This is a genomic window from Alteripontixanthobacter muriae, from assembly GCF_013336795.1.
In the GTDB taxonomy this organism is placed as follows: Bacteria; Pseudomonadota; Alphaproteobacteria; order Sphingomonadales; family Sphingomonadaceae; genus Pseudopontixanthobacter; species Pseudopontixanthobacter muriae.
Window position 1 is genome coordinate 56,157 of sequence record NZ_JAAFZT010000004.1, and the last position, 11,904, is coordinate 68,060.

Genomic DNA, 11,904 nt, shown 5'->3' on the forward strand with positions numbered 1-11,904 from the left:
TCTTCCCACTGGAAAGATCGGATGTGCTCGCCTGATGATGGCTTTTGTGCAGTGCGGCATTGCAGGCGGCATATGCGGATACGCTGGTGGAATCTTGGTGCGGTCAGTTGCGACTCGGGAGTCGTTCGTTCTGCCCGTCACGCGTTTAAAGACAGGGAACTTAAGCCTTTCTCTGTCGTTAATCCGCAGTTCCCTGAATTGCCGAGGTCGCTTTCGCAGATGCAACATGGATTGGACAATGCTGTCGCTGATTTGCACATGCTGAAGGGCTCTGGCGCACTCGGCGGCAGGGGTGTGCCGGCCGGGAACGTCAAGGTGGCGCTTGTCGGCACCTTCGCTCCACGCAAATGCGGTATCGCGACCTTCACGACCGACATTCACGACACCCTCGAAACCTATCATCCGGAAATCGGCGTCGATGTCTATGCTCTCGATGATGGCAAGGGCAATCTTTCCTATCCGGATGCCAGGGGAATCGTCCGCAGCGACGATGGGGCAAGCTACGCCGCCACCGCGCGCGATATCAACGCGAGCGGTGTCGATGCGGTTTGGTTGCAGCATGAATATGGAATCTTCGGCGGCACCAGCGGCGATATGGTCTGCGACTTTGTCGACCGGCTTGCGGCGCCGCTGATCCTGACCCTGCACACGGTGTTGAGGCAGCCAACCGCCAAACAGGAAGACATTCTCCGGCATCTGATCAGGCGTGCGTCGCGCATCATGGTGATGTCAGGCCATTCGCGCGATCTGCTCGCCGAGAGATACGGCGCACCAAACGAAATCATCGAGATAATCGAGCACGGCGCGCCGGATCGCCCCTTCGGCAGGCAGGCGCAGTTCAAGCAGCTGCTGGGGCTTGCTCCAGACCGCCCGGTGATGATGACCTTCGGACTGCTCGGCCCCGGCAAGGGCATCGGCCAGGTTATCGAGGCCTTGCCCTCCATCGCCCGCGACCATCCCGATATTCTCTATCGGATTGTCGGTGCGACGCATCCCAATCTGGTTGCTCGCGACGGGGAGGCCTATCGCGAAAGCCTGATCAGGCGCGCCGAGGATTTGGGCGTTTCGCACTGCGTGGAGTGGGAGAACCGCTTTCTTGATACGGGCGAACTGCTCGATCAGCTCGAAGCCTGCGACATTTACGTGACCCCTTATCTCAATCTGCAGCAATCCACGTCAGGTACGCTCAGCTATGCGGTGGCTCTAGGCAAGGCGGTCGTCTCCACGCCTTATCTGCACGCAAGCGAATTGCTGAGCGATGGTGTCGGATTGTTGATAGAGCCGGATTCTTCGGCTGCAATTGCCGGTGCGGTGAAGGATCTGCTGGCCGAACCGCAGCGGCTGGAGCGGCTGCAGCGGCGCGCCTACGCCAAGGGCCGGGAAACGATCTGGCCCCGTTTTGCCGATGCGACCGCAGGATTGATCTGCAAGGCTGCCGCTGACCACCGGAGCGGGCCGGTTGCAGCCCGAGCCATAAGCGCGCACGCAATTGCTGCGCCTGGGCTCTCCGCATTGCTGGGCATGACCGACGGTACCGGCATTGCGCAACATGCTATCGGAATCGTTCCCGACCGCGATCACGGCTATTGCATCGACGATAATGCAAGGGCTCTCATGGTCGCGAATATCGCGACCCGGCTTGCTCCGGACGAGCGGATGCGCCTCAGCCAAACCTACGCCGCTTTCATTCAGCACGCGTGGAACGAGGACGCGGGCCGGTTTCGCAACTTCATGGCCTATGACCGGCAGTGGTGCGAAGATGTGGGATCGGACGATTCCAACGGACGCGCCTTATGGGCGCTTGGCCATACCATCGAGCATGCGATCTTCCCCGAGATGCGCGACTGGGCCATCGACCTGTACGGCCACGTCCTTCCCCGCATCGCCGATCTGGATTCGCCGCGAGCCGTCGCTTTCACCATGCTGGGCGCTGCGGCGATGCTGCGCCACGATCCGGGCCACGCCGCTTCACGTACGGTGCTAGGCCGAGGTAGCGCGATGATGGTCGCTCTGCTCGGGCATGGGCGCAGGCCGGACTGGACCTGGTTCGAAACCATGCTCGCCTATGACAATCCGCGCCTCAGCCAGGCTCTGATCGAAGCAGCGGCGATCACGGGCGATCAGGAGGCTCGCGAGGCGGGCCTCGAGACGCTGCGCTGGATCAGCGATTGTCAGTCGTCGACCAAGGGCCATTTCCGCCCCATCGGTTCGGAAAGTTTCGGGCGGACAGGCGAATATCTGCCTTTCGACCAGCAGCCGCTGGAGGCAAGCGCCGCAATCGACGCGCACCGCGCTGCCTATGACCTGACCGGCGACGGCTTTTACCGCGACGCGGCACAGCGCGCATGGCAGTGGTTTTTCGGCCATAACGACCGCGGCGTCGCGTTGGCTGACGCTGCATCCGGCCGTTGCCGCGACGGCATAACCCCGCGCGGGGCGAACGCTAACTGTGGAGCAGAGAGCATTCTGGCCTTCCAACTGTCCTGCTATTCGATGATAGCGCTTCTAGAGCATCCCCAGCAACGAGAGGCGGGACAGGATTTTGACGAAGAGATCGTCCACATCAACTAGCCCTTTGACATTGCTGGAGACGCGGCTGCATGCCGACCCTTCCCGGGTGGTTCTGCGGCCGTTTCACCTCGGGTGGCAGGCCCGCAACGCGCCGGGCGGGCGTTCGCAGAAGCTGGTGGACGACGTTCTCGCCCTTACCGAGACGGAAGTAGCGGAGGAATATGCCAAGGTGGTCGCCGACTTCAATGGGCGCCACTGGCAGACCGAAAGCATGTTCGAACAGCGATTCGCGGAGGTCGAGCAGTCGCTGGACCTGTCGGACCGGCAGTTCTCCGATATCGAGAAGAAGCTGATCGGCGCCTATTTCTGTCACGAATACACCTATGCCGCCGCGGCTCTGATGAACCCTTCGGTCGTGCCTCACCCTGATCAGAGCGGACTGGAAGGCGATGCCTGCCGGTTCGTCATGAGTCTTCGCGCCGTCGGTGAAGGGCACATCAGTTCCATCGCATTCCGCGAAGGCATCATGCATGGCGATGGCGCATTCGCGCTCTGGCCGCAAAGCTCCTTCGCCACCTCGGTCGAACTCGAGGACGAAACGCTGACCGATGGCGATGATGCCGTAACCGTCACGCGCCATCCGGAAAGCAATCTTTCGAATACGGTGATCTTCCCGATCACCGAACAGCAGCGCAATGGCTTGGAAGATCTGCGGCTGGTTCGCTTCGACCATGGAGGCGCGGGGCGGCAGGAGGATTTTGAATGGATCGGCACCTACACGGCCTATTCCGGCTCGAACATCCGGTCGGAACTGCTCCGTACGCGGGATTTCCGTTCCTTTCAGCTCGAACCCATCACCGGCGAAGCGGGACGGAACAAGGGCATGGCGCTGTTCCCCGAACCGATCGATGGCGGCTTCGCCATGGTGGGGCGCCAGGATGGCAAGAACCTTTTCCTGCTGAAATCCGACCGGGTCGATTGCTGGAACGACGAGGGCAAATTGCTGATGGAGCCGCGCTATCCGTGGGAATTCATCCAGATCGGCAATTGCGGAAGCCCCATTCGCACCGACGAAGGCTGGCTTCTCCTGACGCATGGCGTCGGCGCGATGCGCAAATATGCGCTGGGCGCTGCCTTGCTCGATCTCGACGATCCGTCCCGCGTCATCGGCAGGACCCGGCACCCGATCCTGACCGCGCAGGATGACGACCGGGCGGGCTACGTCCCGAACGTGGTCTATACCTGCGGTGCGATGAAGGTGGGGGAAACGCTGCTGATCCCCTATGGCATATCGGACAGCGCCGTCGGTTTCGCGACGGTCGAGGTGGACCGGCTGCTGCAACTAATGACCTGATGATGCGTTGGTGATGCAAACAAACCAGAGGGAGGTTGCGATACTGTCGCTGACCTTCCCTTCCAGCGCAGGGTAGCAATGCTTCAGTGATAGTTCCGGTCATACTCTGCGGCGGCATCGGCACCCGTCTGTGGCCCCGCAGCCGTGCCGCCAAGGCCAAGCCTTTCCTGCCGCTGGTGGGCGAGGGTACCTTGTTCGAAGCGACGCTTCGGCGCTGCGGCGACAAGGACACCTTCGCCGCTCCGATCATCGTGACCGGCGACGCCCATATGGCCCATGTGGAGGATCAACTCGGCAGCGGGAATACGGCCGCGCAGATCATCGTCGAGCCGGAGGGAAAGAACACGGCGGCGGCGATCGCGCTCGCCGCTGCAAGGCTGCCGGCCGACGCAGTGATGCTCATCTGCCCGAGCGACCATCATATTTCGGACGATGCGGCCTTCCTTCAAACCGCACAGGCCGCCGCTCGGCTGGCTGGTGACCGGTGGCTCGTCGCGTTCGGCATTGAAGCGAAAACCCCTGAGACCGGCTTCGGCTATCTTAAGCAGGGCGAGGCGATAAAAGAAGGCTATCGCATCGCGCGCTTCGTCGAAAAGCCCGACCGCGAAACGGCGGAACGCTTTTTGCAGAGCGGCGAATATAGCTGGAACGGCGGCATCTTCGCTTTTCGTGCCGAGACCTACCTCGAGGAGCTGAAGCGGTATCGTCCGGCCCTCCACGCCGCGGTGACGCGTTCCGTTGCTGGTGGGGCAACAGAAGGTCGAACGTTTTATCCCGACGCGGTCAGCTTCGCCAGTGTCGAGAGCGAATCTGTCGATTATGCGGTCATGGAGAACACGGACAGGGCAGTCATGGTGTCGGCGAACTTCGGATGGTCGGACATAGGCAATTGGGAGGCCGTACATGCAGCGCGGCAGCAATTGCCGTGCTCTGCCGACAATTTCGACGCGGATGGCAATCTGGCGAGGGGAGCCGCGGAACTCGTCGGATGCCGCAATGTCATGATCGACAGCGACGGCCCTCGTGTGTCCGCCATCGGCCTGGAAGATGTGGTCATCATCGTGGATGGCAACGACATTCTGGTCACGCATCGCCAAGGCGTTCAGAAGGTCGGCAAGTTGTCGGGCGTGACCGGACAATGAGCGGGCTGCTGCCTGTGCGCGAGGTGGCCAAAGTCTGGGGGCGCAAGCATCTGCCGCCGCCTTTCGGCAAATCTTACGAGGAGGCGATCGGCGAGATCTGGTTCGAGCCGCCGCCCGAGGTGCAGGAACTGCTCGTCAAATATATCTTCACCAGCGAGAAACTCTCTATTCAGAGCCACCCCGATGACGACCAGGCCGAAGCAGCGGGGCTGGGGCGCCAGGGTAAAGAGGAGTGCTGGCTGATGCTGGATGCGGACAGCGACGCCCGCCTCGGCATCGGGTTCCGCGAAGCGATTTCGCCGGGACGGATGCGCGAAGCGGCGCTGGACGGTTCCATCGAGGATCTGCTGATGTGGCACCGGGTGGAAGCGGGTGACTTCTTCTATATCCCGGCCGGCACTGTCCACGCGATCGGCGGTGGCATCAGCTTGATCGAAATTCAGCAGAACAGCGACGTCACCTACAGGCTTTATGACTACGGTCGCCCGCGCGAATTGCATCTGGACGCCGGCATTGCAGTAGCGAAGGGATCGCCTTACGATCCCGAACTGCATCGGAAGATCGGACCCGACGAGGGGTCAAGACTGGTGAATGGCCCGCATTTTCTGCTCGACCAGATTGCCGGGACACCTGACGATGATGTTATCTCGAATTACGAGAGGCACTGCCTGGTCATACCGATATCGGGCTCTGTCAAAATCGGCGGAGCAACCGTCAGCGCCGGTAATTGCGCGCTGGCGAAGGGATTGAGTTCCGTCGATTTCACCCAAGCGGAGCGGACGCTGGTGACGACACCTCTCCTCGACTGAACCCGGTCACTGGCCGTCGTCATTCATGGTCCGGGCGGCCAAGTACGTTTTCGAGCAATCGTGTATCGACAGCGTCGCCTTGCAGAACCGAAATGTCACCCGTGGTTTCAAGCACGACAGCGCGCACCTGGCTGAGATCCGACACATTCGCTTCGCGCAGTTTCGCGAAGAGGTCTGCCTTGCTGACCCGCGACTCTCGCAGCGCTGTCTCGAAGATCTGTCCGTCGAAAGCGAGCAGGCGCGGGTCGTTGCCAATCGCATCCTCGAAATTCCTGTTCCGCACCCGCAGCTTGGAAATGCAGAACTGCAGCAGGAACAGCGATGCGATGGTGAACAGATAATAGGCCAGCCGCTCCCATGAAGTCGCGGTGACCGCGCCCGCCAGCAATGTACCCATCGCGACAGTCAGGACGAAATCGAACGACGTCATTTTCGAGAAGCTGCGCAGACCGACGATCCTGACGCATAGCACGACGAAAAACAGGACGAGCGCCATCATGAGGAAGGCCCGGAGCGGGAGCATCGGGAAAGTCTCGGCGAAAAAAGACATGAGGGTCTCCGGGCTATCACGGCTGAACGCATGCAAGCACGATTCATTCGCCATGCATGCAAATGGCGCAAGCGCATTCTGGGCAGGCGCACGTTCGCCGGCGCATAGCCGGTTGTTTCATCAGAAGGCGCGGCGCAACTCCGGCGACATGCGAAATTGCGCAAATCAGCAATGCTGCATTGCAAAAATTGCGGAACTTTCCGGTCCTCTATTGCAATGCAGTCTTCTCTGCGCCTACGCTGTGTGAAACAGACCGCAAAAGACGGCTGCACATGGGAGGGGATGCTATGAGGGGCAAAGCCGCTTTACTGACCGGAATCTGCGCTGGTGCGATGATGATACCCGTACAGGCACAGGCACAGGACACTTACGACCCGCCGAACACTCCGCCGGATTTCAATACTCCTGAAATCATCGTGACGGCCCAGCGCCGGGCGCAGAGCCTTCAGGCCGTGCCGATCGCGGTCAGTGCCTTTGATGCACAAGCGCTCGAGGCGCAGCAGATCGAAAATGCGGCCGATCTTCAGCTTACCCTTCCGAACGTTTCTTTCACCAAGAGCAACTTTACCGCCTCCAGTTTTACCATCCGCGGCATCGGCGATCTTTGCGTGGGTGTGACTTGCGACAGCGCCACGGCAATCCACGTCAATTCGGCCCCTTTGTTCGGCACCCGCCTGTTCGAAACGGAATATTTCGATCTCGAACGGATCGAGGTTCTGCGCGGCCCCCAGGGCACATTGTTCGGGCGCAATGCGACTTCGGGCGTCGTCAATGTCGTCACCGCAAAGCCGATACTGGGCGAGTTCCGTGGATCGGGTGAATTCGAATACGGCAATTACGATTCGATCAAGGCTACCGGCATGCTCAATGTGCCGATTGGCAACACCTTGGCCGCCCGCGTGGCGGGCTTCTACCTGAACCGCGACGGTTTCACCGAAAACCTGTTCAACGACACGCGCATCGATGGCCGCGACATGTATGCGGTGCGTGGCTCCTTGCGATGGGAACCAACCTCGACCACCACGGTCGATCTCATCGGCTATTACTTCCGCGAGGACGATGACCGGCTTCGCATTCAGAAGCAGCAGTGCCAGCGCGACCCGACGGGCGTTCTCGGTTGCCTGAACAACAATCTGGCTTTCGAAAAGGTCAATCTCAACGCCACTTTCACCGGTACGCTGGGTTCCGATGAATTCCTGGCGATCAACGGTCTGCCGCCGGGCTTCGGCCTCAACAGCCTGTACGGCCCCGACGCATTCTCGAATTTTCAGGAGCCAGCCGATTTCCGGCAGGTGTCGACTGCCTTTACACCGGAATATTTTGCGGACGAATTGCAGGTGCAATTGCAGGTCGATCAAGACCTCGGCGCCTTCAACGTCTCGCTTTCCGGCATCTATCAGGAAACCAGTGTCGACAGCCGGCAGGACTACAACCTCGGCATTCTCGACCGCAGCGGTTTCGCGCAAGCTTTGAACCAGACCGCCTTCTTCGCGGCGAACGGGGTGCCGACGGGCCTGCCTGCGCCATTCCCGCCCTTCGTGCCGGGATCCGCCGCCTATTTCGCGCCTATCGCCAACGCATTGTTCCCGAACGGGCCGAACGGCGTGCTCTGCACTTCGGCCGCCCGCACCGATAATCGCGGCGCTTTTGAAGGTGAGCGCCTGTGCGGCGACTCTCCGATTTCGTTCGATAGATCGAACCAGGACCAGCGATCCTATTCGGGTGAAGCCATCGTCACGAGCGATTTCGACGGACCGTTCAATTTCCTGCTGGGCGGCATCTACGCCAACTCGCAGGTCAGCGAAAACAGCTATTTCATCAACACTTTCGCCATCGACTACATCGCCGGACTGCTGGGTTCGTTCAACACTTTCGGGACCGTCGTCGACGCCGATCCTGCCAACGATCTGCCGCCTTCCTACCTCGGGCCGTCGATGTATCGCAACAATACCATCGATTTCGAACTCGACAGCTATGGCATATTTGGTGAAGTCTATTTCGATGTGGGCGACAGGCTGAAACTGACGGCCGGACTGCGTTACAACAATGACAAGAAGACCAATGTGGCGCGGTCCACTTTGGTCAATTTCCTGGTGCCTTATGCCCTGCAGGACGATCCTTTCAACTCGCCTTTCGTCGGACCGACATACGATGCCGATCCGGGAATTCCGGGTAACCAGGTGGTGCAGGCGCGCGAAGTGTCCTTCGATGCGATTACCGGACGCTTCGTCGCCGATTACGAGCTTACGCCCGACAATCTGCTCTATGCTTCCTATTCGCGCGGCTACAAATCCGGCGGCATCAACCCGCCTTTGCAGCCGATCTTCGCCGTGCCGGAAGGCTTTGAGAAGGAATCGATCGACGCTTTCGAAATCGGCAGCAAGAACACCTTTGCCAACGGGCAACTGGTGCTTAATGCGACGGCGTTTTACTACAAGTACAAGGATCTGCAACTCAGCCGGATCATTGCGCGAACCGCGGTGAACGACACGATTGATGCGAATGTCTATGGCCTGGAACTCGAGGCGGTGGTCCGTCCCGATCCGGCGCTGCTGATCAACATGAGCTTCAGCTATCTGAAGTCCGAGGTTGCCGGAGACGAATTCTTCAGCAACCCGCGCGATCCCGCTGGCGGTCGCTCGGATGCCGTCATCATCAAGGACATCACCAACGGCGCTAACTGTGCTGTCGTTCCGACCACCGCAGGCAACGCTGCGGGTGCGAATGCGTTTGTCAGCGCGATCAATGCCAATCTGGGTCTGCGGGGGCCGACGAATTTCCCTGCCGACGGCAATATCAATGCTACGGGCGCATTCAGCATCTGCAGCGCGCTGCAGGCGCAGGCAGCAGCGGTCGGTGCGGCATTCGGCGGCATCGACGTCCTCAGTCCGGGCGTGCAAGTCAATCTGCGCGGGAACGATCTGCCGCAGGCGCCGAATTTCAAGGCATCGGTCGGCGCCCAATATACGGTGTTCTTCGACAACGGCATGACCCTTGTTCCCCGGGTCGACCTTGCCTTTACCGGCGAACAATCTGGCAGCATCTTCAACGGGAACGTCAATTCCATCGATTCGTTCGTGCAGGCCAATGCCAGAGTGCAGCTGAACGGTCCGGATGAGCGTTATTTCATCAGGGGGTTCGTGCAGAACATTTTTGACAGCAGTTCGGTAACCGGCCTGTATCTTACCGACGCGGCATCGGGCCTGTTTACGAACGTCTTCACTCTGGATCCTCGCCGCTATGGCGTGGCAGTCGGCGTTCAGTTCTGAGAAGACTGGAGCCGCAGACTAGGGGGCCGGGCGCAATGTCCGGCCCCTTCTTTATTGCGGATTGCAGTTCTCCCTGCCGAGATTATTTTTGAAAGCTGTATTTGTCGCGGCAAGCGCATCACGCTATGCAGCGCTGCGAATGCGCGCCTGTAGTTCAACTGGATAGAGCACGAGCCTTCTAAGCTTGGAGTTGCAGGTTCGAGTCCTGCCAGGCGCGCCATTCTCAACCCCGTTCGATGCGCTCCAGCGCCTGCCGCGTCACCGGGTATCCGGCATCCTCGGGGATCGTCAGCCAGCGCGTTCCTTCTCTCTCGACGATCTTCGGCACAATCGTGCGCACCTCGATTGCTTCCGCCTGCCGTTTCGCGGCGTGAAAATCAGGGAACTGAGCCAAACGCTCCAGATTGCGCGCGGTCGGGAAAATGACGCTGATCTCGCCCCTTTCGGCCATTTCGAGAGCGGTCTGCGCGCTCGTCCAGAACAGGTGCGTGTTTTCGGTGCGGTCGACGGTGATGTCGACCGATCCGGTGCCCAAATCGGCGAGATAGAACCGCGTGTCGAAAAGGCGCTTGTGGGCCATGCCGCGCGGAAACCAGCGGGCGAAGGGAACAAGCGCATCGAGGTCGAGCTTCCAGCGGAAGCGTTCGAGCACAGGCGCGAGGGACAGCGTTTCCAGCAGCATGGCGCGGGCATCCATGGCTGCAGCACCATCCACGGTCCCCCTGATGCCGATAGCAAGGCCGGTCTCCTCCAGCGTCTCGCGAATTGCCGCAATGCGCGCGGCTACGTCTTCCTTATCCAGGTCCGTGGCGGTGGCGGCAGCCAGATCATGGTCGGCAGGATCGATCCGGCCGCCTGGCCAGACTGCGGCACCGCCTGCAAAGACGAGTTCCCTTGATCGGGTAACCATCAGCAGTTCTGGAGGCGCGCCCTCAGTTCTACCGAGACGGAAAATCACCAGCGTCGCCGCAGGTATGGCGTCCGGTTCTGGCGCTGTATCGTTCATGGCGTGGAGAATGGCGGTAAGCTGTAATCTTGCCAAGCCCCTGTCGGAGTGGTTTACAGTCTTCGCTCAGGCCGATTGGCCGGTAACCATTAAGACCGGCAGTTCAGGGCACTTGCGGACAGTTGGCACGTGTCGTGCAATGTACGTGATGTCTCTGGAATAAGTCTGCGGCGGCACGATCCTGGTAGTCCCGTGCCGCACGACCCCATATGAAAAGGCCCGCTCCAGAAATTCTGGGGCGGGCCTCTTTTCAATCATGGGAAGTGCTTCGCTGGCTTGAGTCCGAGGCTGGCGCCACCTTCTTTTCGGCCATCAATTCCTGCAATTCTCCGGCTTCGAACATTTCCATCATAATGTCGCTGCCGCCGACGAACTCACCCTTCACATAAAGCTGCGGGATCGTTGGCCAATCGGAGAAGGACTTGATGCCCTGCCGGATCTCCATGTCCTGCAATACGTCCACGCTTTCGTAAGCGACGCCGCAATGGTCCAGGATGGCGATCGCGCGGCTGGAAAAACCGCATTGCGGGAACAGCGGCGTGCCCTTCATGAACAGCACGACGTCGTCTTTGGCGACGATGCCCGACAGGCGTTCTTTGATTTCGGCCATAGTCAGAAATACCTTGTAACTTCGGATCTTGAATTGGTTCTCACTTGGGAACCGAGGTCGTCAGTTGCAAGGCATGGAGGGTTCCGCCCATTTTCCCGCCGAGAGCGTCATACACCATCTTGTGCTGCTGGACGCGGCTCTTGCCCGCGAAAGCCGGGCTTGCAACGCTGGCCGCATAATGGTCACCGTCGCCTGCCAGATCGCGGATCTCGATCTTCGCATCGGGCAGGGCTGCCCGGATCATGCCTTCGATTTCCTGTGCGGACATCGCCATGGCTCAGCTTTCCGCCATCAATTGCCGCCGGGCCTCGACGTGCTTTTCTTCCAATGCGAGGCGCACCGCAGCTTCGTCGACATCGCACCCGGCCTGGGTCAGATCGCCTAGCACCTTGCGAATGACGTCCTCATCACCGGATTCCTCGAAATCGGCCTGAACTACTGCCTTCTGATAGGCTTCCGATTCTTCGGGCGTCAGATGCATCTTTTCGGCGGCCCATTTGCCCAGCAGGCGGTTGCGCCTTGCCGCAATCTTGAAGGCATTCTCCTCGTCGAAAGCGTATTTCGATTCTTCGCCGCGTTCGCGGTCGTTGAAAGTGGTCATGGCAGGGTCTTTCGTGATCGTTGCGCGCCAGAATAGGCGGGGCGCCGCCCTG

The 11,904-nt window shown here is 60.1% G+C and carries 10 protein-coding genes and 1 tRNA gene; 6 read left to right on the plus strand and 5 right to left on the minus strand.

Features of this window, described 5'->3' with window-relative positions; all coding sequences use genetic code 11:
- The first annotated feature begins 219 nt into the window (after positions 1 to 219).
- The 4 genes from G7A66_RS01210 (at position 220) to G7A66_RS01225 (ending at position 5,816) form a co-directional block, all read left to right on the plus strand.
- The gene (locus G7A66_RS01210; RefSeq protein WP_174293881.1) at positions 220 to 2,571 is read left to right on the plus strand and encodes a glycosyltransferase family 4 protein; all 2,352 of its coding nucleotides are present in this window, start codon (positions 220 to 222) and stop codon (positions 2,569 to 2,571) included.
- The gene (locus tag G7A66_RS01215) at positions 2,543 to 3,865 is read left to right on the plus strand and encodes a glycoside hydrolase family 130 protein (RefSeq protein WP_408609223.1); all 1,323 of its coding nucleotides are present in this window, start codon (positions 2,543 to 2,545) and stop codon (positions 3,863 to 3,865) included. The genes G7A66_RS01210 and G7A66_RS01215 overlap by 29 nt, the downstream gene beginning before the upstream one ends.
- Before the next feature lie 86 nt (positions 3,866 to 3,951).
- Positions 3,952 to 5,007 (plus strand): mannose-1-phosphate guanylyltransferase, encoded by a 1,056-nt coding sequence (locus G7A66_RS01220; RefSeq protein ID WP_174293883.1) that lies wholly within the window; start codon positions 3,952 to 3,954, stop codon positions 5,005 to 5,007.
- Entirely contained in the window at positions 5,004 to 5,816 is an 813-nt protein-coding gene (locus G7A66_RS01225; RefSeq protein ID WP_174293884.1) for a class I mannose-6-phosphate isomerase, read from the plus strand. Before G7A66_RS01220 ends, G7A66_RS01225 begins: the two co-directional genes overlap by 4 nt.
- Before the next feature lie 19 nt (positions 5,817 to 5,835).
- Here the strand turns inward: G7A66_RS01225 and G7A66_RS01230 are convergent, their stop codons facing one another.
- On the minus strand, positions 5,836 to 6,366 hold the full coding sequence (locus tag G7A66_RS01230) for a DUF421 domain-containing protein (RefSeq protein WP_174293885.1): 531 nt from the start codon (positions 6,364 to 6,366) through the stop codon (positions 5,836 to 5,838).
- 287 nt (positions 6,367 to 6,653) lie between these two features.
- Here G7A66_RS01230 and G7A66_RS01235 point away from each other — a divergent pair, with 287 nt between their 5' ends.
- Both G7A66_RS01235 and G7A66_RS01240 read left to right on the plus strand, forming a co-directional pair.
- The gene (locus G7A66_RS01235) at positions 6,654 to 9,635 is read left to right on the plus strand and encodes a TonB-dependent receptor (protein WP_174293886.1); all 2,982 of its coding nucleotides are present in this window, start codon (positions 6,654 to 6,656) and stop codon (positions 9,633 to 9,635) included.
- A gap of 143 nt (positions 9,636 to 9,778) precedes the next feature.
- Positions 9,779 to 9,855 (plus strand) — tRNA-Arg (locus G7A66_RS01240).
- 3 nt (positions 9,856 to 9,858) lie between these two features.
- Here the strand turns inward: G7A66_RS01240 and G7A66_RS01245 are convergent.
- The 4 genes from G7A66_RS01245 to G7A66_RS01260 form a co-directional block, all read right to left on the minus strand.
- Positions 9,859 to 10,641 (minus strand): NUDIX hydrolase, encoded by a 783-nt coding sequence (locus tag G7A66_RS01245; RefSeq protein WP_174293887.1) that lies wholly within the window; start codon positions 10,639 to 10,641, stop codon positions 9,859 to 9,861.
- A gap of 250 nt (positions 10,642 to 10,891) precedes the next feature.
- Entirely contained in the window at positions 10,892 to 11,251 is a 360-nt protein-coding gene (gene grxD, locus G7A66_RS01250) for a Grx4 family monothiol glutaredoxin (protein ID WP_174293888.1), read from the minus strand.
- Between the two features lie 40 nt (positions 11,252 to 11,291).
- The gene (locus tag G7A66_RS01255) at positions 11,292 to 11,525 is read right to left on the minus strand and encodes a BolA family protein (RefSeq protein ID WP_174293889.1); all 234 of its coding nucleotides are present in this window, start codon (positions 11,523 to 11,525) and stop codon (positions 11,292 to 11,294) included.
- Between the two features lie 3 nt (positions 11,526 to 11,528).
- Complete coding sequence (locus tag G7A66_RS01260) at positions 11,529 to 11,852, minus strand: DUF1476 domain-containing protein (RefSeq protein ID WP_174293890.1); 324 nt, start codon at positions 11,850 to 11,852, stop codon at positions 11,529 to 11,531.
- Positions 11,853 to 11,904: the final 52 nt, after the last annotated feature.